This window comes from Zoogloea oryzae, assembly GCF_030161255.1.
GTDB classification, from domain to species: domain Bacteria; phylum Pseudomonadota; class Gammaproteobacteria; order Burkholderiales; family Rhodocyclaceae; genus Zoogloea; species Zoogloea oryzae.
Genome location: NZ_BSPX01000015.1, coordinates 15,894 through 37,386, shown reverse-complemented (window position 1 = coordinate 37,386; position 21,493 = coordinate 15,894). Strand labels below are relative to the sequence as shown.

General features: G+C 62.3%; 20 protein-coding genes and 1 tRNA gene. 2 read left to right on the top strand and 19 right to left on the bottom strand.

Annotated features, from left to right (window positions below):
- Nucleotides 1–28: 28 nt before the first annotated feature.
- From ndhC to rlmE, 12 genes are all read right to left on the bottom strand, one after another.
- On the bottom strand, nucleotides 29–403 hold the full coding sequence (gene ndhC / locus QQK25_RS07050) for an NADH-quinone oxidoreductase subunit A (protein ID WP_284187300.1): 375 nt from the start codon (nucleotides 401–403) through the stop codon (nucleotides 29–31).
- An 82-nt stretch (nucleotides 404–485) separates the two neighbouring features.
- Nucleotides 486–570, bottom strand: a tRNA-Leu gene (locus QQK25_RS07045).
- Nucleotides 571–632: 62 nt separating this feature from the next.
- On the bottom strand, nucleotides 633–995 hold the full coding sequence (gene secG, locus QQK25_RS07040) for a preprotein translocase subunit SecG (protein ID WP_284187299.1): 363 nt from the start codon (nucleotides 993–995) through the stop codon (nucleotides 633–635).
- A gap of 18 nt (nucleotides 996–1,013) precedes the next feature.
- Complete coding sequence (gene tpiA / locus QQK25_RS07035; protein WP_284187321.1) at nucleotides 1,014–1,766, bottom strand: triose-phosphate isomerase; 753 nt, start codon at nucleotides 1,764–1,766, stop codon at nucleotides 1,014–1,016.
- Between the two features lie 112 nt (nucleotides 1,767–1,878).
- Nucleotides 1,879–2,634, bottom strand: coding sequence for a phosphate ABC transporter ATP-binding protein PstB (gene pstB, locus QQK25_RS07030; RefSeq protein ID WP_284187320.1), 756 nt, complete (start codon nucleotides 2,632–2,634; stop codon nucleotides 1,879–1,881).
- A gap of 92 nt (nucleotides 2,635–2,726) precedes the next feature.
- Entirely contained in the window at nucleotides 2,727–3,572 is an 846-nt protein-coding gene (pstA, locus tag QQK25_RS07025; RefSeq protein WP_284187298.1) for a phosphate ABC transporter permease PstA, read from the bottom strand.
- Nucleotides 3,572–4,618 (bottom strand): phosphate ABC transporter permease subunit PstC, encoded by a 1,047-nt coding sequence (gene pstC / locus QQK25_RS07020; RefSeq protein ID WP_284187297.1) that lies wholly within the window; start codon nucleotides 4,616–4,618, stop codon nucleotides 3,572–3,574. Before pstC ends, pstA begins: the two co-directional genes overlap by 1 nt.
- A gap of 93 nt (nucleotides 4,619–4,711) precedes the next feature.
- Nucleotides 4,712–5,749 carry a phosphate ABC transporter substrate-binding protein PstS gene (gene pstS / locus QQK25_RS07015; protein ID WP_284187296.1) on the bottom strand — a complete coding sequence of 346 codons (1,038 nt, stop codon included), beginning with the start codon at nucleotides 5,747–5,749 and terminating at the stop codon, nucleotides 4,712–4,714.
- Between the two features lie 152 nt (nucleotides 5,750–5,901).
- The gene (gene glmM / locus QQK25_RS07010) at nucleotides 5,902–7,254 is read right to left on the bottom strand and encodes a phosphoglucosamine mutase (protein WP_284187319.1); all 1,353 of its coding nucleotides are present in this window, start codon (nucleotides 7,252–7,254) and stop codon (nucleotides 5,902–5,904) included.
- A 57-nt stretch (nucleotides 7,255–7,311) separates the two neighbouring features.
- Nucleotides 7,312–8,142: a dihydropteroate synthase gene (gene folP / locus QQK25_RS07005; protein ID WP_284187295.1), complete on the bottom strand. Its 831-nt coding sequence runs from the start codon at nucleotides 8,140–8,142 to the stop codon at nucleotides 7,312–7,314.
- Between the two features lie 69 nt (nucleotides 8,143–8,211).
- Nucleotides 8,212–10,104, bottom strand: coding sequence for an ATP-dependent zinc metalloprotease FtsH (gene ftsH / locus QQK25_RS07000; RefSeq protein ID WP_284187294.1), 1,893 nt, complete (start codon nucleotides 10,102–10,104; stop codon nucleotides 8,212–8,214).
- A gap of 116 nt (nucleotides 10,105–10,220) precedes the next feature.
- Nucleotides 10,221–10,841, bottom strand: a complete 621-nt coding sequence (gene rlmE / locus QQK25_RS06995) for a 23S rRNA (uridine(2552)-2'-O)-methyltransferase RlmE (RefSeq protein ID WP_284187293.1) — start codon at nucleotides 10,839–10,841, stop codon at nucleotides 10,221–10,223.
- A 59-nt stretch (nucleotides 10,842–10,900) separates the two neighbouring features.
- Between rlmE and yhbY the strand changes: the two genes are divergently transcribed.
- Nucleotides 10,901–11,350, top strand: a complete 450-nt coding sequence (gene yhbY / locus QQK25_RS06990; protein WP_284187292.1) for a ribosome assembly RNA-binding protein YhbY — start codon at nucleotides 10,901–10,903, stop codon at nucleotides 11,348–11,350.
- Between the two features lie 13 nt (nucleotides 11,351–11,363).
- Here yhbY and QQK25_RS06985 read toward each other — a convergent pair whose 3' ends face one another.
- The 7 genes from QQK25_RS06985 to QQK25_RS06955 form a co-directional block, all read right to left on the bottom strand.
- Complete coding sequence (locus QQK25_RS06985) at nucleotides 11,364–11,825, bottom strand: DUF4149 domain-containing protein (protein WP_284187291.1); 462 nt, start codon at nucleotides 11,823–11,825, stop codon at nucleotides 11,364–11,366.
- Nucleotides 11,826–11,835: 10 nt separating this feature from the next.
- On the bottom strand, nucleotides 11,836–12,312 hold the full coding sequence (gene greA / locus QQK25_RS06980) for a transcription elongation factor GreA (protein WP_284187290.1): 477 nt from the start codon (nucleotides 12,310–12,312) through the stop codon (nucleotides 11,836–11,838).
- On the bottom strand, nucleotides 12,309–15,533 hold the full coding sequence (gene carB / locus QQK25_RS06975; RefSeq protein WP_284187289.1) for a carbamoyl-phosphate synthase large subunit: 3,225 nt from the start codon (nucleotides 15,531–15,533) through the stop codon (nucleotides 12,309–12,311). Before carB ends, greA begins: the two co-directional genes overlap by 4 nt.
- Nucleotides 15,534–15,604: 71 nt before the next feature.
- Nucleotides 15,605–16,747: a glutamine-hydrolyzing carbamoyl-phosphate synthase small subunit gene (gene carA / locus QQK25_RS06970; RefSeq protein ID WP_284187288.1), complete on the bottom strand. Its 1,143-nt coding sequence runs from the start codon at nucleotides 16,745–16,747 to the stop codon at nucleotides 15,605–15,607.
- Nucleotides 16,748–16,918: 171 nt separating this feature from the next.
- Nucleotides 16,919–19,513 (bottom strand): response regulator, encoded by a 2,595-nt coding sequence (locus QQK25_RS06965; protein ID WP_284187287.1) that lies wholly within the window; start codon nucleotides 19,511–19,513, stop codon nucleotides 16,919–16,921.
- A gap of 128 nt (nucleotides 19,514–19,641) precedes the next feature.
- Entirely contained in the window at nucleotides 19,642–20,448 is an 807-nt protein-coding gene (gene dapB / locus QQK25_RS06960; RefSeq protein WP_284187286.1) for a 4-hydroxy-tetrahydrodipicolinate reductase, read from the bottom strand.
- Between the two features lie 63 nt (nucleotides 20,449–20,511).
- Nucleotides 20,512–20,883, bottom strand: coding sequence for an outer membrane protein assembly factor BamE (locus tag QQK25_RS06955; RefSeq protein WP_284187285.1), 372 nt, complete (start codon nucleotides 20,881–20,883; stop codon nucleotides 20,512–20,514).
- A gap of 118 nt (nucleotides 20,884–21,001) precedes the next feature.
- On the opposite strand from QQK25_RS06955, the gene fur reads away from it, so the two are divergent.
- On the top strand, nucleotides 21,002–21,466 hold the full coding sequence (fur, locus tag QQK25_RS06950; RefSeq protein ID WP_284187284.1) for a ferric iron uptake transcriptional regulator: 465 nt from the start codon (nucleotides 21,002–21,004) through the stop codon (nucleotides 21,464–21,466).
- Nucleotides 21,467–21,493 lie beyond the last annotated feature (27 nt).

The window sequence follows — 21,493 nt, the reverse complement described above, 5'->3', positions numbered from 1 at the left end:
AATTTATGCAGCACGGCAGCCCGACCGATCACTCCCAGTCGAGAGCGCCCTTTTTCCACACGTAGATATAACCGAGCAGAAGAATGCCGAGAAAGACAATCATTTCAAGAAAGCCGAACAAGCGAATGGATTCGTTCGCAGCAATTTCCCGAAGAATGGTCGCCCACGGGAAAAGGAAGGCAATTTCAAGATCGAAGAGAATGAAGAGAATAGCCAGAAGATAGTAACGGACATCAAACTTGATGCGCGCATCTTCAAAAGGCTCGAAGCCACACTCAAAGGGAGAGAGCTTCTCGGCATCCGGCTTGCTCGGACCCAGAATCCAGCCAGCTACAATAGGAATAAAGCCGAACGCAGCTGCAAACAGGATAAAGACAAGGACTGGAAAATAGGATTCCAACATACTTTAGCTCCCGCAACCGAATAGCAGTTTAGCGCTGCCTGCAAGCAAACGCCCGCGTACTGCGGGCGAATCACTTATTTTATGGTGCCGACGATGAGACTCGAACTCATACGGCTTTCGCCACTACCCCCTCAAGATAGCGTGTCTACCAATTTCACCACGTCGGCCAGCTTGTTTGTTGCCGCGCATTATAAAGGCAATCACCCTCTGCGCCAAGCATTACTTATTTTTATCGGGGGATATCCTTGGCCTTGGAGCCAGCCTCAACCGGGGCGACCGGGGTCTGCTCGGGCGCGGCGGCAGGCGCAGAAACAGAAGCACCCTCCATCACGCTCTTGCTGGCGGGCGCCTTGGCGCCAGCGAGGTAGCTCAACCCCAGACTGGTCACGAAAAACACAGCAGCAAGCGCACCCGTCGTACGGCTCAGAAAGTTCGCCGAGCCGGACGAGCCAAACAGGCTACCCGACGCACCACTACCGAAGGCCGCCCCCATGTCCGCCCCCTTGCCGTGCTGCATCAGAACCAGACCAATAACCCCAAGACCAGCCAGCACATGAATCGTCAGAACGATCGAAAAAACAACACCACCCATGAATATCTCCAAGACAACTCAGCGCGCAGCAGCAGCCGCGCAAATTGACGAAAAACTGTCAGCAACGAGCGACGCACCACCTACGAGAGCGCCGTCGATATCGGGCTCCGCAAAAAGCTGCGAAGCATTGGCAGCGGTTACGCTGCCGCCATAAAGAATCTTTACACCTTCAGCCGCCACACCACGGCGCTCAAGATGCATGCGAATTTCCCTGTGCATTCCCTGAGCCTGTTCCGGCGATGCCGTCTTGCCGGTGCCGATCGCCCAAACGGGCTCATAGGCCACAACCACGCCCGCAAACCGCTCAGCCCCGAGCACATCAACCACATGATCCAGCTGAGAACAAACGACTGCCTCGGCTTCGCCAGCCTCACGCTGCGCGAGAGACTCTCCCACACACAAAATCGGCGACAGGCCGGCATCCAGCGCAGCCTGCACCTTTGCGGCAACCACGGCATCAGCTTCGCCAAACAGGCTACGCCGCTCGGAATGCCCGACGATGACCCACGCGCAACCAAGATCGAGGAGCATCGAGGCGCTCACCTCACCGGTATACGCCCCATCCTTGAATGCGCAGAGATCCTGCCCGCCAACCGCAACCCCGGCGCCCTTTACGGCCGCCACAGCCTGGGCTAGGTACGGATACGGGGGGCACACCACCACGTCGACACCCTCACGATTGCCGCACGCAGCAAGCCCGGCGAGCAGCGCGGCATTGCGCTTGAGCCCGCCATTCATCTTCCAGTTTCCGACAACCAGCTTTTTCCGCACCTTGAACACCAGAGCCAAATCGTCGGATTGTATCTCGCGGCATCCTCAGGGTCAAAAAAACGGGGCTGGATCAACCAGCCCCGTCGCAAGCACAACAGAGTCAAACGCTGTATCAGCCAAACCGACCCGTGATGTAGTCCTCGGTTTCCTTGCGCTTCGGTTTGATGAAGATCTCGTCCGTCAGGCCAAACTCCACGAGCTCGCCCAAGTACATGTAGGCAGTATAGTCGGATACCCGAGCAGCCTGCTGCATGTTGTGGGTGACGATGGCAATCGTGTATTCGCTCTTCAACTCATGAACCAGCTCTTCGACCTTGGCCGTCGAGATCGGATCCAGCGCCGAGGTCGGCTCGTCGAGCAGCAGCACCTCCGGCTTCACGGCCACGCCGCGGGCGATGCACAGACGCTGCTGCTGACCACCCGAGAGCGACAACCCGCTCTGGTTGAGCTTGCCCTTCACTTCATCCCACAGCGCCGCCTTGCGCAGCGCCCACTCCACCCGGTTGTCCATGTCGGCTCGGGAGAGGTTTTCATAGAGCCGCACGCCAAACGCGATGTTCTCGTAGATCGACATCGGGAACGGCGTGGGCTTCTGGAAGACCATGCCGACCTTGGCCCGCAGGGCATTCACGTCCTGACCGGGATCGAGCACGTTCTTTCCGTTGAGCAGGATCTCACCCGTCGCGCGCTGGCCCGGGTAGAGGTCGTACATCCGGTTGAGGGTACGCAGCAGCGTGGATTTACCACACCCCGACGGCCCGATGAAGGCGGTCACCATCCCTTCGTGGATATCCAGGTCGATGTGCTTCAGACCCTGGAAGGAACCATAGAAGAAATCGAGATTCCGGATCCTGATCTTGGGAGTCATGGTCGGAGCCGAAGTGCCGGCCGACTCGCCCCGCACTTCCGCGAAGGACATGTCGCGCTTGGTCGCTACAGGAGTTTGCATGATGAGTTTTCCTAGATCTTCTTGCGGAACAGGGTGCGAACAACGATGTTCAGGCAGAGTACGCCAAAGGTAATGAGGATCGCACCGCCCCACGCCAGCGAATTCCAGTTCTCGTACGGGCTCATTGCGAACTGGAAGATCACGACGGGAAGGTTGGCCATCGGCCCGTTCAGATCGAAGTTGGTAAATTGGTTGTTCAGCGCAGTAAAGAGCAGCGGTGCAGTTTCGCCGCTGAGACGCGCGACGGCGAGCAGGATGCCGGTGAGCACCCCAGCGCGTGCCGAACGCAGCACGACCTGCAACACCACCTTCCAGCGCGGCGCTCCAAGCGCCGAAGCTGCTTCACGCAGACTGGCCGGAACCAGATTGAGCATGTTCTCGGTCGTCCGCACGACCACCGGAATGGCGATCAGCGCAAGCGCCAAGGAACCCGCCCAGCCCGAAAAGTGCTGAACCTGCGCCACATAGACGGTGTAGATGAAAACACCAATGACGATCGACGGTGCAGATAGCAGGATGTCGTTGATGAAGCGCGTCGTCGGCGCCAGCCAGCCCTTCCGTCCATACTCGGACAGATACACACCGGCCAGAATGCCTACCGGCGTCGCGATGAAGGTCGCAACACCAACCATCATCGTACTACCGACGATCGCGTTGAAGAGACCACCTTCTGAACCCGGCGCCGGCGTGGGCTGGGTGAAGAGCGAGATGCTCAGGGCGCCGAGCCCCTTGTACAGCAGCACCGCAAGAATCCAGGCGAGAAAGCTCATCCCCAGCAGCATCGCACCGGTGGACAGCAGCAGCGCGATCCGGTTGGTGCGGATCCGCTTGCGATAGAGCGCAGTCGAATTGCTCATCAGGTCTTCTCCCCTTCACTGCGGCCCAGACGCATCAGCAGCACCTTCGAGAGCGCCAGCACGATGAAGGTCACGAAAAACAGGATCAGGCCAAGGGCGATCAGCGACGACACATGCAGGTCGCTCGCCGCCTCGGCGAATTCGTTGGCCAGGGTGGAAGCGATACTGTTGCCTGCCTCGTAAAGCGACGGACTGATCCGGTGAGCATTGCCGATCACGAAGGTGACCGCCATGGTTTCGCCCAGCGCGCGACCAAGACCCAGCATCACCCCACCGATCACGCCCACACGGGTATAGGGCAGCACCACGTTCCAGACAACCTCCCAGGTGGTCGCGCCAAGACCGTAGGCGGATTCCTTGAGGATGCCGGGAACAACTTCAAAAACGTCGCGCATCACCGACGCGATGAACGGAATCACCATCACCGACAGGATCAGGCCCGCCGAAAGAATGCCGATGCCGTTCTGCGGCCCCTGAAAGAGCCCGCCGACAACAGGAAGATTACCCAGGGTAGCGGTCAACAAAGGCTGGATGTAGTCGGCAAACAGCGGCGCAAATACAAACAGACCCCACATCCCGTAGATGATGCTGGGTACTGCGGCGAGCAGCTCAACCGCCACGCCAAGCGGGCCACGCAGGGCCGGCGGGCAGAGCTCGGTGAGAAAGACCGCAATCCCGAAACTCACCGGAATCGCCACGATCAGTGCGATGACCGAAGTGCTGAGGGTGCCATAGACGGAGATCAGGCCGCCGAACTTGTCGGTCACCGGATTCCAGTCGGAACTGAAGGCAAAGCCCGTGCCGAACTCCTGCAGCGCCGGCCAGGCGCCGTAGATCAGCGAACCGATGATGGCGATGAGGATCGCCAGCACGGAGAAAGCAAAGAAACGGGTTACCTGGTGAAAAAGCGCGTCCTGGAACCGCTGGGCCCGCATGCGGTCGCGGGGAGGAGGCGGAAGCTTCTCGCCGACGCCGGCGTCCGGCAGCCCGAGGGCGCTTCCGCCGGGCGTGGCGGCATTTCCAAGTACTGAGCTATTGGATGACATTACGGCTCACCGTTTGTTAGACCGAAAAAGCGCAAACACGGATGGACGGGCATTGCACCTGCCCCGCCCACCCGTTTCAGAGGCTGGACCGACTTACTTCAGGACCGGATTGCCTGCACCATCCTTGAGGGAGGTGCGCCAGGCGCCGTCGATCTGCTTGACGAGGGTCTGCGGCAGGGCCACGTAGTCGAGTTCCTCAGCGGTCTTCTGACCATTCTTGAAGGCCCAGTCAAAGAACTTCAACACTTCAAGACCCTTGGCCGGATCAGCCTGAACCTTGTGCATCAGCACGAAGCTCGCGCCAGTGATCGGCCAGCTGGTCTTGCCCGGCTGATCGGTCAGGATCTCGCCGAAGCCCGGAACCTTGTTCCATTCGGCGTAAGCAGCGGCGGCCTGGAAGGTCAGGTCATCCGGCTGGACAAATTCGCCGGCCTTGTTCTTGAGCGCCAGGTGAATCATCTTGTTCTTCTTGGCGTAGGCGTACTCGACGTAGCCGATACCGCCCTTGATACGCTGAACGTAAGAAGCGACACCTTCGTTACCCTTGCCGCCCACACCTTCCGGCCACTGCACGGCCGTACCGGCGCCAACCTTGTCCTTCCACTCGACGTTCACCTTGGAAAGATAGTTGGTAAACAGGAAGGTGGTGCCAGAACCATCGGCGCGACGCACGACGGTGATGTTCTCGTCCGGCAGCTTCACACCGGCGTTCAGCGCGGTGATGGCGGGATCGTTCCACTTCTTGATCTTGCCGAGGTAGATGTCGGCCAGCAGCTGACCGGTCATCTTCATCTGACCCGGCGCAACACCTTCCAGATTCACGACAGGCACAACACCGCCGATGACCGCCGGGAACTGGACGAGGCCGTCCTTCTCCAGATCTTCAGCCTTCAGCGGCATGTCGGACGCGCCGAAATCGACAGTCTTCGCCTTGATCTGCTTGATGCCGCCACCGGAGCCGATGGACTGATAGTTCAGGCCGACATTGGTCTTCGCCTTGTAGATCTCGGCCCATTTGGAGTAGATCGGGTACGGGAACGTCGCCCCTGCACCGGTGATGTCAGCAGCCTGCACAACGGCGGCACTGCCAAGGGCAACAACGAATGAACAGGCGCGAAAGAAACCTTGCATGAAATTCTCCATCGTAGCGGGCACCGCAGGGATATCCAACAGTAAAGCCCAAAAAAACAAACCCGGCACTCAACTGTCTCTGACAGCTCAGCACCGGGTTACATTCTACGAACTGAAAATTTCAGATTTGTTACATATCGCACCGCAACAAATCAGACTGCGGCAGCCCTCACGACTTCGGCGAGGCCATGGACGATGCGATCGACCTGTTCCGCATCCTCACCCTCGACCATCACGCGCAACAGGGGCTCGGTACCCGACGGGCGCAGCAGAACGCGTCCACGATCGGCCAGATCAGCCGTCGCCGCCTTTACCGCCGCGCTGATGGTTTCGTTGGTCGACCACGCGAAGCCTGCGCGAATCGGCACATTGACGAGCTTCTGCGGATAGAACACCAGATCCGCACACATCTCGTCGAGGGTCGTGTTGTTCTTGCGCAGGGCCGCCAACACCTGAAGGCCCGCAATGATCCCGTCGCCGGTGGAGTGCCGATCGAGGCAGATGATGTGACCGGAGTTCTCGCCACCCAACTTCCAGCCGTTCTCGTGCATCAGCTCGAGCACATAGCGGTCGCCCACCTTTGCCCGCGCGAACGGCAGCCCGAGCCGGCCCACGGCATGCTCGAAGCCCAGGTTGCTCATCAGCGTGCCGACCACGCCGTTCGCCAGCCCTTCGGCCTTGCCGGCCTTGGCGATGACATACAGTAGCTTGTCGCCGTCGTAGATGTTGCCCTTGGCGTCCACCATCACGATCCGGTCGCCGTCGCCATCCAGCGCAATACCCAGATCTGCGCCGCTGCGCAGCACGGCGTCGCGGATGGACTGGGGCGAGGTCGCCCCGACCTTGTCGTTGATGTTCATCCCGTTCGGCTCGGCACCGACGAGCACAAGCTCCGCACCCAGTTCGTGGAAGACCTTGGGTGCAACCATGTAGGCCGCGCCGTGGGCGCAATCCAGCGCGATCTTCATGCCGCGCAGGTCAAGCTCGTTCGGGAATGTGTTCTTGCAGAACTCGACGTAACGGCCGCGGGCATCGTCGATGCGTTGGGCCTTGCCCAAGCGGGAGGAAGGCTCGCAACCCATCGGCTCATCGAGCCGCGCCTCGATCTCGAGCTCGACCGAATCCGGCAGCTTGGTGCCAGCCGCCGAGAAGAATTTGATGCCATTATCCTGAAACGGATTATGGGAAGCCGAAATCACCACACCAACCTGCAGGCGCAGCGCACGGGTCAGGTAGGCGATCGCCGGGGTCGGCAGTGGCCCTGCCAGATAGACATCCACCCCGGCAGCGGAAAAACCAGCCTCAAGGGCAGACTCCAACATGTAACCCGAGATCCGCGTGTCCTTGCCGATGATCACCGCAGGGTGCTCACCCGGCCGCAGATGCTCACGGGCCACGAGCGTCTTACCCGCGGCGTAGCCGAGTCGCAGCGCAAAATCCGGCGTAATCGGCGATTCGCCGACGAGACCACGCACACCATCCGTTCCGAAGTACCGTCTAGACATTTTCCCTCTCACAATCACGTCTTTCATCAACTTGGCATTCTGCCGCAAGCGCGCCGCTCAGTCTGACTGAAGTGCGCTCCACAAGCGCAAAACATCACGGGTCGCGCCCACGTCATGGGTGCGCACGATCCGCGCGCCGTTCTGGACGGCGACCAGTGCCGCCGCCGCCCCCGCCACAACCCGTTCACCCACATCCCGCCCGGTGATCGCCCCCAGCATGCTCTTTCGGGACATGCCAACGAGAAGCGGATAGCCACCCGCACCAAACCGCTCAAGCTGGCGCAGTAGCATCAGGTTGTGCTCCACCGTCTTGCCGAAGCCAAATCCGGGATCAAGCAGGATACGATCGCGCGAGACACCGCACCCCAGCAGTACCTGTACGCGCTCGTCAAGAAAGGCCTCGACCTCCTCGACGACATGGGTGTATTGCGGCGAGCGCTGCATGGTACCCGGCTCGCCTTGCATATGCATTACGCAGAGTGCAACAGGCGCCCCACAAACAGCATCCACGGCGCCGGGCACGCGAAATCCGGCGATATCGTTGATCAGATCGGCGCCTGCCCGAATGGACTCCCGCATCACCACCGGCTTCACCGTATCCACCGACAAGGGCACGCCAAGTCCGGACAGCGCCTCAACCAGCGGCACGACCCGATCCAGCTCCTGCTGCTCCGGCACGGGCGTCGCTCCGGGGCGCGAAGACTCGCCGCCGATGTCGAGGAGCTCGGCCCCCTCCTCCACCGCACGTTCGGCAGCACGGATGGCGGCGTCGAGCGCCGGGTTGCCGTCACCCGAGAACGAATCGGTGGTCACATTGACGATGGCCATGATCTTCGGCTGGGTGAGATCAAGCTGGAAACGTCCGCACTGCAAGACGGGAGCATTCATGATGTACTCGGACAGAAATGAAACAGGGCCGGCTCAAGAGCCGGCCCTGAAAAACACAGGACGGATGTATCAGGCCGCAGGTGCAGGCGCAGTCGGTGCCGCACCGGGCGAATCGTCGCTCGGACGACGGGGCGGCTGCGAGGTCGGCTTCGGGGCGCGGGGCGCCTTGCCAGCCATGATGTCGTTGATCTGATCGGCGTCGATGGTCTCGAGTTCGAGCAGCGCCGCGGTCATGGCTTCCACCTTGTCGCGGTTGTCTTCGATGAGGCGACGGGCAAGGGCGTACTGCTGGTCGAGGATGCGACGGATCTCGGCATCCACCTTCTGCAGGGTCGCCTCGGACATGTTCTTGTGGGTCGTGACCGAGCGACCGAGGAAAACTTCGCCCTCTTCCTCGCCATAAACCATGGGCCCGAGGTTGTCGGACATGCCCCACTGGGTCACCATCCGACGAGCCAGATCGGTTGCCCGCTGGAAATCGTTGGAAGCTCCGGTGGTCATCTGGTTCATGAAGATCTCTTCCGCAATCCGGCCGCCGAACAGCACGGCAATCGTCTGCAGGAGGCGCTCACGGTCCTGGCTGTAACGATCCTGCTCCGGAAGCTGCATCGTCACGCCAAGAGCACGGCCACGAGGAATGATCGTGACCTTGTGAACCGGATCGGTCTTGGTCAGGCACTTGGCAACCACAGCGTGCCCCGACTCGTGGAACGCCGTGTTGCGACGTTCCTCTTCGGGCATCACCATCGAGCGGCGCTCGGCGCCCATCATGATCTTGTCCTTGGCGCGCTCGAAGTCATCCATATCCACCAGACGCTTGTTGCCACGAGCGGCAAAAAGGGCAGCCTCGTTCACCAGGTTGGCCAGATCCGCACCGGCGAACCCGGGGCAGCCACGGGCCAGCACCAGCGCGTCCACGTCCGGCGCAATGGGCACCTTGCGCATATGCACGCGCAGGATCTGCTCGCGCCCACGGATGTCGGGCAGCGGAACAACCACCTGACGGTCAAAACGGCCCGGACGCAGCAGCGCCGGATCAAGCACGTCAGGACGGTTGGTGGCGGCGATCACGATGACACCGGACACACCTTCAAAACCATCCATCTCGACGAGCAACTGGTTGAGGGTCTGCTCGCGCTCGTCGTTGCCACCGCCAAGGCCGGCGCCCCGCTGACGACCCACGGCGTCGATTTCATCGATGAAGATGATGCACGGCGCCTGCTTCTTGGCCTGCTCGAACATGTCGCGCACGCGAGCCGCACCCACGCCGACGAACATCTCGACGAAATCGGAACCGGAGATCGAGAAGAACGGCACCTTCGCCTCGCCGGCAATCGCCTTGGCGAGCAGGGTCTTGCCGGTACCGGGCGAGCCAACCATCAGCACACCCTTGGGAATATGGCCGCCGAGCTTCTGGAACTTGGAAGGATCACGCAGGAACTCGACCAGTTCACCGACCTCTTCCTTCGCTTCGTCGCAACCCGCCACATCCGCAAAGGTAACGGTGTTGGCCGTCTCATCAAGCATCTTGGCCTTCGACTTGCCGAAGGAGAACGCGCCACCGCGCCCGCCCCCCTGCATCTGACGCATGAAGAAAACCCACACGCCGATGAGCAGGATCATGGGGAACCACGACACGAAGATGTTCATGAGGAAGGACTGCTCTTCCTCGGGCTTGGCGGCCGTCACCTTGACGCCGTAGCGCATCAGGTCACCCACCATCCAGATATCCTGCACGCCCGGCGTGTACACCGTGATCTGGCGGCCGTCCTGGGTCGTCGCCCGCACGGTACGACCATCGACGATCGCCTTGGAAACCTTGCCCTGCTTGGCGTCCTCCATGAACTGGGAGTATTCGACCGAATTCTGGGCGGCCTGGCGATTGTTGAACTGGTTGAAAACCGTCATCAGCACAACGCCGATCACCAGCCAGATCGCAAGATTCTTGAATAAATTGTTCAACGCAATTCCTTGAAGGCCCGACAGGGGCCATAGCTTAGTGGACTGATTCTATGTCCGAACGTTCGGCGGATCAAATCATCGTCGCCATAGTCAAGCTCAATCCTTGGCGACGACACTCAATTGCGTTTTCCGGAGCCCAGCAGATATACCTCTGAACTGCGCCCCCGGGATGCCTGCGGCTTCCGGACGGCAACCGACCTGAAGACCCCCTCCATCTGCTTGCGGAACTCGTCAAAGCCCTGCCCTTGGAAGACCTTCACCAGAAAGCGCCCGCCTGGCGCCAGATGCTGACTAGCAAAATCCAGCGCCAGTTCGGCAAGGTAGATCGACCGGGCCTGATCGCTCGTCGGAATCCCCGATATATTGGGGGCGATATCCGACATCACAAGGTCCACCGTACGCCCTTCGAGCAAAGCCTCGAAGCGCTGCACGAATTCCTCGTCGTGAAAATCCCCCTGCATGAACTGCACGCGGTGGATCGGCTCCATCGGAAGCAGGTCGAGCGCAAACACGCGGCCGTTGTCCCCCACGCGGTTGATGGCCACCTGGCTCCATGAGCCGGGCGCCGCGCCCAGATCGACGACAACCATCCCCGGACGGATCAGTTTGTCCTTGTCGTCGATCTCCATGAGCTTGTAAGCCGCCCGGGCACGGTAGCCCTCGGTCTTCGCCCGCTGGACGAACGGATCGTTAACGTGCTCCGTCATCCATGATTTACTGGTCTTGGTGCGCTTCATCGCGGTACAATTACGCCCTTTTTTCAATGAGTTGGACTTAGTCCAACTTTGCCAAAACCATGATCGAACTTACCCCTGCGGCACGGCGAGCCCTTCGCGCGCAAGCCCACCATCTCAACCCCGTCGTCAGCGTGGCCAGTAACGGCCTTACGCCGGCCGTGCTCAAGGAAATCGACCACGCCCTGCAGGCCCACGAACTCATCAAGATCCGGGTTTATGGTGAAGATCGCACCGAACGCGACCTGATCATGGCGACGGTGTGTGCCGAACTCGGCGCCGCGTCCGTCCAGCATATCGGCAAGACGCTGGTCGTCTGGCGCGAGAAGCAGGAAGTGGAATCCACCCCTGGCACGCCTTCCGACAAGCCCAAGAAGCCGGTGTCCAAGGCCAAATCTGCGAAGGCCCTGTCGGCCCGCCGTGGCGTAGCCTCGCTGAATGCCAACAAATCCAAGAAGCCCCACTGGTTCGCTGCGCCAGGCAAGTCATCCCGCGGCCCGTCGGACCGCTGAACGATTACCGCGGTCAGCGCAGACCGCGGCCCTGCAAGGCAACGAGCATCAGCCCGAGCAGGCTCTGGATCAGATAAACAATGCTGGAAACGCCATGCCAGGCCGCAAAGCGGTCACGCAGGGCGCTTTCCATCACTTCGCGCGGAAACGAATCCGCCTTCAACTGGGTCAGGATCGGCTGAATGCCGAAGTAGCCGGCAACGGTGAGCGCCAGCATCAGGAAGACCAGCCAGAACACGCTGCTCTTGAAGGCGCCGCTATCCTTGCGCAGTGCGACAAACACCAGCAGGTAAGCGGCGGCAGCCATGCCCAGCCAGGCCACATAGGTGAACAACTGGCCGGCAACCTTGCCGGCCAGCACCCGATCGTCCAGTACATGAAACAACGTGGGCGCCGCCAGGTAGCCGATCGCCCACAGCGCGCCCACCCAGAGGGTGATCACGATGCTGTAGAGGTGCTCGGCAACGCGGTGCATGTTCCGTGGCTCAGACGTAGCGCACGTCGATCAGTTCGAGCTCACGCACGCCCTTCGGCGCCTGAACCTCGGCCACATCGCCGGCAAACTTGCCAATCAGCGCCCGCGCAATCGGGGAGCTGATGGCGATCTTGCCTTCCTTGATGTCCGCCTCGTCATCGCCGACGATCTGGTAGGTCACCGTGTCACCGGTATCCAGATCCTCGAGCTCGACGGTCGCGCCAAACACGCAGCGGCCATCGGCATCAAGCAGCTTGGGATCGATGATCTGCGCGTTGGAGAGCTTGCCCTCCACCTCGCGGATGCGCCCCTCGATGAAGCCCTGGCGCTCCTTGGCTGCGTCGTACTCGGCGTTCTCGGAGAGATCGCCGTGGGAACGGGCTTCAGCGATGGCCGCGATCACGCTCGGGCGATCAATGGTCTTCAATCGATGCAGTTCCTGCCGGAGCTTCTCGGCGCCGGCAACGGTCAAGGGAACCTTGTTCATGCCTTCGCGAGCTCCGCATGGAGACCTTGCAGCGAGTAGGTCTCGAGGCCGGACAGGTGGCGCATGCCCGCACAGGCGGCGCGAGCGCCTTCGATCGTCGTGTAGACCGTGACCTTGGCAGCCAGCGCGCTGGTGCGGATCGAACGGGAATCGGACACGGCCTGACGCTTCTCCTCAACGGTGTTGATGACCAGGCTGATCTCGTTGTTCTTGATCATGTCCACAACGTGCGGACGACCTTCGTTCACCTTGTTCACCGCAGACACCGCGAGACCCGCTCCGGCAATCGCCGACGCGGTGCCACGGGTGGCAACGACGGTGAAGCCAAGATCAAGCAGCTCACGGGCCACTTCGATGGCCTTCGGGCGGTCGGCGTGCTTGACGCTGATGAAGGCCTTGCCGGAAGTCGGCAGGCGCACACCGGCACCCAGCTGGCTCTTGACGAAGGCTTCGGCGAAGGTGCGGCCGACACCCATCACTTCGCCGGTAGACTTCATCTCGGGGCCGAGGATGGTATCGACGCCGGGGAACTTGACGAAGGGGAACACCGCTTCCTTGACCGAGTAGTACGGCGGCACGACTTCACCGACGACACCCTGGTCGTCAAGACTGCGACCGGCCATGCAGCGGGCGGCGATCTTGGCCAGCGGCAGGCTGCACGCCTTGGACACGAAGGGCACGGTGCGCGAGGCACGCGGGTTCACTTCGAGCACATAGACGATGGCGTCGTCGCCCTTGCCCTGGATCGCGAACTGGACGTTCATCAGGCCGCACACGTTGAGGGCACGGGCCATGGCTTCGGTCTGGCGACGCAGCTCGTCCTGCAGCTTGGCCGACAGGCTGTACGGGGGCAGCGAGCAGGCGGAGTCACCGGAGTGCACACCGGCCTGTTCGATGTGTTCCATGATGCCGCCGATCATCACGCGCTTGCCGTCGGAGAGGGCATCCACGTCCACTTCGATGGCGTCGTTCAGGAAGCGATCGAGCAGCACCGGCGAATCGTTGGAGACCTTGACGGCCTCGCGCATGTAGCGCTCGAGATCCTTCTGCTCGTGGACGATTTCCATCGCACGGCCACCGAGCACGTAGCTCGGACGCACCACCAGCGGGTAGCCGATCTCGGCAGCCAGGCGCACGGCGTCTTCCGGCGTACGGGCAGTGCGGTTGGGCGGCTGCTTGAGACCCAGCTCGTGCAGCAGCTTCTGGAAGCGCTCGCGGTCTTCGGCGGCGTCGATCATGTCCGGGGTGGTGCCGATGATGGGCACACCGTTGGCTTCGAGATCACGGGCGCGCTTCAGCGGAGTCTGACCACCAAACTGGACGATGACGCCGACGGGCTTCTCGACGGCGACGATCTCGAGGATGTCTTCCAGCGTCAGCGGCTCGAAGTACAGACGATCGGAGGTGTCGTAATCGGTGGAGACGGTTTCCGGGTTGCAGTTGACCATGATGGTCTCGTACCCGTCTTCACGCATGGCCATTGCGGCATGCACGCAGCAGTAGTCGAACTCGATACCCTGACCGATCCGGTTCGGACCGCCGCCCAGCACCATGATCTTCTTCTTGTCGGTCGGGTGGGCTTCGCACTCGTCCTCGTAGGACGAATAGAGGTAAGCGGTGGCGGTGGCGAACTCAGCCGCACAGGTATCCACGCGCTTGAAGACCGGGCGCACACCCAGAGTGTGGCGGTGCAGACGCACGGAGGTTTCATCAGTGCCGAGGAGCTTGGCGATGCGGCGATCGGCAAAGCCCTTGCGCTTCAGCTCGCGCAGTTCAGGCGCGGCGATGCCCTTGAGGGAGCGGCCGGAGAGCGACTTCTCGGTGAGGACAATGTCTTCGATCTGGATCAGGAACCAGGGGTCGATACGGGTCAGCGCGTGGACCTCCTCGAGGCTCAGGCCTTCGCGGAAAGCCTGGCCGACGTACCAGATGCGCTGGGCGCCCGGATCACCGAGCTCACGCTCGAGGTCGTCGCGATCGGCCTCGACTTCATCCAGACCGTAGGCGCCGGTTTCCAGGCCACGCAGGGCCTTCTGGAAGGATTCCTGGAAGGTGCGGCCCATGGCCATCACCTCGCCCACCGACTTCATCTGGGTGGTCAGGCGGTCGTTCGCCTGCGGGAACTTCTCGAAGGCGAAGCGGGGGATCTTGGTGACGACGTAGTCGATGGACGGCTCGAAGGACGCCGGGGTCGCGCCGCCGGTGATGTCGTTCTTGAGTTCATCCAGGGTGAAGCCCACCGCCAGCTTGGCCGCGACCTTGGCGATCGGGAAGCCGGTGGCCTTGGAGGCCAGCGCGGAGGAGCGGGACACCCGCGGATTCATCTCGATGACGATCATCCGACCGTCCTTCGGGTTGATCGCGAACTGGACGTTGGAACCGCCGGTATCGACGCCGATCTCGCGCAGCACCGCGATGGAGGCGTTACGGAGGATCTGGTATTCCTTGTCGGTCAGCGTCTGGGCCGGGGCGACGGTGATGGAGTCGCCGGTGTGGACGCCCATCGGGTCGAGGTTCTCGATGGAGCACACGATGATGCAGTTGTCCGCCTTGTCGCGAACGACTTCCATCTCGTATTCCTTCCAGCCGATCAGCGACTCTTCGATGAGGAGTTCGTTGGTCGGGCTGGCTTCGAGGCCGCGCTTGCAGATCTCGACGAATTCTTCAGTGTTGTAGGCGATGCCGCCGCCGGTGCCGCCGAGGGTGAAGGACGGGCGGATGATCACCGGGAAGCCGATCTCGGTCTGGACCTGATGAGCTTCTTCCATGGTGTGGGCGATGCCGGAGCGGGCAGAACCCAGACCGATCTTGGTCATCGCGTCCTTGAACTTCAGGCGATCCTCGGCCTTGTCGATGGCCTCTTCCTTGGCGCCGATGAGCTCCACGCCGTACTTGGCGAGCACGCCGTGCTTGGCGAGATCGAGGGCGCAGTTGAGCGCAGTCTGGCCACCCATGGTGGGCAGCACGGCGTCGGGGCGTTCCTTCTCGATGATGCGCTCGACGACCTGCCAGGTGATCGGCTCGATGTAGGTGACGTCGGCGGTGCCGGGGTCGGTCATGATCGTGGCCGGGTTGGAGTTCACCAGCACGACCTTGTAACCCTCTTCGCGCAGGGCCTTGCAGGCCTGGGCGCCGGAGTAGTCGAATTCACAGGCCTGGCCGATGATGATCGGGCCGGCGCCAATGATGAGAATGGTCTTGATGTCTGTACGTTTGGGCATGGTTCTTCAGCGACTGGATAGCGGATGGCCTGGAAGTGGCGCGCCCGGGCGCGCCGGCATGGCGATCGGCCTCAGCCCTTCGCCTCCATCAACTTGATGAATCGGTCGAACAGGTAGGCCACGTCGTGGGGGCCGGGACTCGCTTCGGGGTGACCCTGGAACGAGAAGGCCGGCACGTCGGTGCGAGCAAGACCTTGCAGGCTGCCATCGAACAGGGACACGTGGGTGACCCGGACGTTGGCCGGCAGAGTGGCCGCATCGGCCGCGAAGCCGTGGTTCTGGCTGGTGATCAGCACCTGACCGGAGTCGAGATCCTTGACCGGATGGTTGGCACCGTGGTGGCCGAACTTCATCTTCAGGGTCTTGGCACCGGAGGCCAGCGCGAGCAGCTGGTGACCCAGGCAGATGCCGAAGGTCGGGATGCCCTTCGCCAGCACTTCCTGGATGGCCTTGATCGCGTAGTCACAGGGCTCCGGATCGCCAGGGCCGTTGGACAGAAACACGCCATCCGGGTTCAGGGCGAGCACTTCGGAAGCCGGCGTCTGGGCCGGCACGACGGTCAGGCGGCAGCCGCGCTCGGCGAGCATGCGCAGGATGTTGCGCTTGACGCCGTAGTCGTAGGCCACCACGTGGAAGCGGGGATTCTCGGCGGCCACATAGCCCTGCTCGAGACGCCATTCGCCTTCCGACCAGAGGTAGGTTTCGGTGGCCGACACGACCTTGGCCAGATCCATGCCAGCCAGCCCCGGGAAGCCGCGGGCCTGGGCCACGGCGGCCTCAGCGTTGAGCTCGGCGGCGGTGGCGGCAGTGACGATGCAGCCGCCCTGAGCGCCCTTCTCCCGAAGGATGCGGGTCAGCTTGCGGGTGTCGATGCCGGCGATGGCGACGATGTTCTCGGCTTTGAGGTAAGCATCCAGCGACTGCTCGCTGCGCCAGTTGGACGCCACCAGCGGCAGATCACGAATGACGAGGCCTGCGGCAAAAACCTTGCCGGCCTCACAGTCTTCGCGGTTGATGCCGGTGTTGCCAATGTGCGGGTAAGTGAGGGTGACGATCTGACGGCAGTAGCTCGGGTCGGTGAGAATTTCCTGGTAACCCGACATGGAGGTGTTGAACACAACCTCACCAACCGTCGAACCGACCGCTCCGATGCCTTTACCGTAAAACACCGTCCCGTCGGCAAGAGCAAGAATGGCGGGCGGGAAAGCTGACACGGCGGACTCCTCGAATTCTGGTGATTGGGCAACTGGCATGTGCAGCAGGCTACACATGAAAAACGGGATCAGCCGCTGTGGCTATCCCGCTGAGAAACTTTCTAATTATAGCCCGTGACGGGCCACTCCGGCAAACTCGTCTGTAGGTAAACTGACAAGACGCTGACACGCCTAGCCTGACCGGCGCGCTCTGCGCAATACGCCCGCGAGATTGCCGAGCTCCGTCATCAGGACAGGTAGCTCACGCTTGACCGTCGGCGCATCCGCATCCTTGGCGGCCACTTCGATGCGCTGGGCCACCGCGGTGACAGCGGCGGCATTGAAAACGCCGGCGGAACCCTTGATGGAATGGGCGATGCTGCGGATAGTCGGGAAATCCCCGTCAAGGTGGGCCTGCTCCAGGGTGCGCCGATTGCGCTCCAGGTCACTGACGAACAGGCTGATGAGTTGCTGCAGCGCGGCGTCGTCGCCATCGAGCAGGTCGCGGGTCGCGCCCAGGTCGGCGATGGCGTTTTCGCCAACCATCTCCACGTAGCCGCCCCCCGCCTCCTCGGGCTCGTCGTCAGCGACGTTCATGTCGCCCATCACCCGATCGATCACCGCATGCAGCTCGACCGGCTTGATCGGCTTGGCGATGTAATCATCCATCCCCGCCATCAGGCAGCGATCACGGTCGCCCTGCATCGCATGGGCGGTCATCGCAACGATGGGGGTCGAGCGCCACTGCCCGCCCGCGGCCCAGCTCCGGCGTGCCTCGCGGGTACGGATGGCCTGCGTGGCCTCCAGCCCCCCCATCACCGGCATCTGCACATCCATCAGGATGATGTCGAAGCGCTCCTTGTCAAACAGATCCAGCGCCTCCTGCCCGTTTCCGGCCACGGTGATCTTGTGACCGACCTTCTCGAGCATCTTCACGGCCACCGTCTGATTGACCGGATTGTCTTCGACCAGCAGGATCTTGAGATTCTGGCGCGCCCTCGATACGGGCGGCGCGTAGGCCTGGGTCTGCGCCGCGTCAAAGGCGAACATCTTCTCTTCGTCCACGGCCTCGCCCTGCAGGGTCAGGGAGAGCGCATCGAACAGATCGGTCTGGGCAAAGGGCTTGATGAGGCGCGCTCCAACCTTCAGGTTCTCGCACTTGACGGTATCGCTACGCTGGGTGTTGGCGTCCAGCATCATCACCAAGCGGTCGAGACGTGGCCAGCCCTTGCTGAGGGATTCGGCCAGCGCATAACCGCCGGGAGCCGGCATGGTGGCATCCATCAACAGCCAGTCGAAAGGCTCGTTCGCCTTGTGGGCAGCCGCCAGGGACTCCTCGACAGCCTCGCCGGAGCCCGCCTCGAGCACATCGAGCCCCACCGACTTCAACTGCCTGCCAACGCAGCGACGGAGCGCCGCATTGCGCCCGGCGACCAGCACCCGGCGCGCTCCGAAGTTGGGCTGCACAACCTGACCAGCCTGGCCGATACCCACGCGGATGGTGAATCGGAAGGTGCTGCCGACACCAGGCGCGCTATCGAGGGTGATCGCGCCGCCCATCAGCTCGACGATCCGCCGGCTGATCGCCAGCCCCAGCCCAGTGCCGCCGTACTTGCGCGTGGTGGATTCGTCGGCCTGGGAGAAGGCGCCGAAGACCAGCGCCTGCTTGTCGTCCGGAATGCCGATACCCGAATCCCGGACAGCGAACTCGAGGCTCAGCACGCCCGAGTCCTCACCCAGGCTGCAAACCGAAACCTCAACCTCACCCTGTTCGGTGAACTTGATCGCATTGCCCACCAGATTGGTGAGCACCTGACGCAGCCGGGTCGGATCGCCGACGAGCACCGTCGGCACCCCCGGCGCCACGTCGTAGAAGCACTCCAGGCCCTTCTGGTATGCCCTCAGCGCCAGCGACTTCATCATGTCGCCAAGCAGGCCCGGCAACGAGAAGCCGACCCGCTCAAGGGTCAGGTGCCCAGCCTCGATCTTCGAGAAGTCGAGCACGTCGTTGATGATCCGCAGCAGCGAATCGGCGGAGCTCTTGACGGTCTGGAGGTATTCCCGCTGCTCGATGTCGAGCTGGGTGTCGAGGAGGAGTTCCGTCATCCCGATGATGCCGTTCATCGGGGTGCGGATCTCGTGGCTCATGTTGGCAAGGAAGTCGCTCTTCGCCCGATTGGCCGCCTCGGCCTGCTCCTTGGCGTGAAGGAGCTCAAGCTCGGAACGCTTTGCCTGGGTGACATCCCGATAGGTGCCGACCATCCGGGCCCAGCGCCCTTCCGAACTCCGGTTGGAGGCACGCCCATGCACGAAAACCCAGCGCCAGGTGCCCGAGCAGTGGCGGATGCGGAACTGCACCTCAAAGTGATCCAGCTCGCCGCGCAGATGAACGATGGCGTGATACCGGATGGCCTCCAGGTCATCGGGATGCACGAGCGAGATCCACTCGGGCTTTGCTGCCGCATCGCGATCGGTGTAGCCGAGGATTTCGCGCCAGTTGTCGTCGAGGACGATGGCGCCAGAGGCCAGATCCCAGTCCCACAGCCCACCTTCGGTGTTCTGCATGGCGAGGTCGAGGCGCTCGCTGAATGCCCGGACGTTGCACTCTGCTTCGTCCCGGGCCGCAATGACCCCGCGGAGGATGTCGAGCATCTGCTCCGGCGAAGCGGTCGCCGGATCGCAGGTGGCAGACAGGCTGCCACTGGCAATACGCTGGGCAACAAAGTCTCGCAGTGCGCGTCCAAGCGTGTCGTCGGACGCGGCGGAGTCGGCTTCTGGGCTGGTCACTTCGGCAAGGAGGTCGGGGGGCGTCTGTCTGGCACGAAGGCACACCTAAAAACCGGTGCGCCACCTTGAATCTGACGACTATAACGGCATGCCGACCCCGTCCTTGAGCCCGGAAAACCGGGGCCCGATCACTTCAGGCCGAGCACATCCTGCATATCGAAGAGCCCCGCCTTGCGACCGGCGATGAAGCGCGCCGCACGCAGGCTGCCGGAAGCGTACGGCATACGGCTGCTGCTCTTGTGGGTGATCTCGATGCGCTCGCCGATGCCGGCAAACAGCACGGTGTGATCGCCGACGATGTCGCCGCCGCGGATCGTCGAGAAACCGATGGTCTGGGCGTCGCGCTCGCCGGTCACGCCTTCGCGGCCGTAGATGGCGCAGGTTTCCAGATCGCGACCGAGCTCCCTCGCGACCACCTCGCCCATGCGCAGCGCAGTGCCGGAGGGCGCGTCGATCTTCAGGCGATGATGGGCCTCGATGACTTCCACGTCGTAGCCTTCGCTGAGGATGCGCGCGGCCACTTCGAGCAGCTTGAACACCGCATTGACGCCGATCGCCATGTTGGGCGCAAAGACCACCGGGATCGATTCAGCCGCCGCAGCAATGGCAGCCTTGCCCTCAGCCGAGAAACCGGTCGTGCCGATCACCATGCCACACGAGGCCGCCTTGGCGAGCTCGAGGTGATGCAGTGTCCCCTCAGGGCGGGTGAAGTCGATCAGGCAGTCGGCCTTGGCGAGGCCGGCGGCTACGTCAGTAGTAATCGCCACGCCGCAGGGCTGGCTGACCAGTTCACCGGCATCCTTGCCGATGAAGGGGCTGCCCGGCTGATCGAACGCCGCCACGAGTTCGGCATCGGCAGCCTTGAGGGTCGTCTCGATCAGCATCCGGCCCATGCGGCCCGACGCACCGGCAATCGCGATACGAACTTTCTTCATGTGTTTCCCGAAAATGAACGATAGGAAATGGGTGTCGAGGGGCGTGACAGCCCGCCCCGCAGATTACTGGGGCTTTGCAGCCGCATCCTCGGGACGGACATCGCCTTCCAGGCGGGCCAGGCCGTCACCGGCGAAGATCACCGTGAGCCGGCGCTCGAGAAGCGTGTCGCCCTTGCCGGGCCGGAAGCGATAGACGTAGTCCCAGCGGTCGGCGTGGAAGACGTCGGCGACCAGCGGCGTGCCGAGCACGAAGCGGACCTGGTCGCGGGACATGCCCGGCTTGAGCTGGGCGACCATCTCCTGGGTGACGTAATTGCCCTGGCGGATGTCGATCCGGTAGGGCTTCACGAAATCGCTGACCGCGGTCGGGGAGCAACCGGAAACAGCCGCACCCAGCGCGGCGAACAGCAAGGCGGAAGAGATCAGATTGCGCATGGGGTTCGGAGCGGACGCAGGCGCGGCCCGGAGGCCGCATTCTCAACGAGGGGCAGAAACTATATCATACGGGGCCGGCCGGGCTCCCGGCCGCCTTCTCGTGTTTTTCGGGGCCTCCATGTCCAGCAACTCCCAGAATCTAAAAAGTATCGGCCTGAAGGCGACCTTCCCCCGGCTGAAGATCCTCGATCTGTTCCAGAAGGCCGAAAACCGCCATCTGACCGCCGAAGACGTCTATCGCCTGCTGATCGCCGAAGACATGGATATCGGCCTCGCCACCGTCTATCGCGTGCTCACCCAGTTCCAGCAGGCGGGCATCCTCGAGCGCCACTACTTCGAATCCGGCAAGGCGGTCTTCGAGCTCAACGAAGGCGGCCACCACGACCACCTCGTCTGCATGCAGTGCGGGCACGTGGAAGAATTCTTCGACCCCGCCATCGAGGAACGCCAGAACCGCATCGCCGAAGAGCGCGGCTTTGCCGTGCGTGAACACGCCCTCTATCTTTACGTGGACTGCAAGAAGACCGACTGCCCGCACAAGGCCGTTGGTGTCAGCCAGGCCAGCAGCACTTCTGATTCCTGATTCCCCGCGGCCCTGACGCCGCCATCC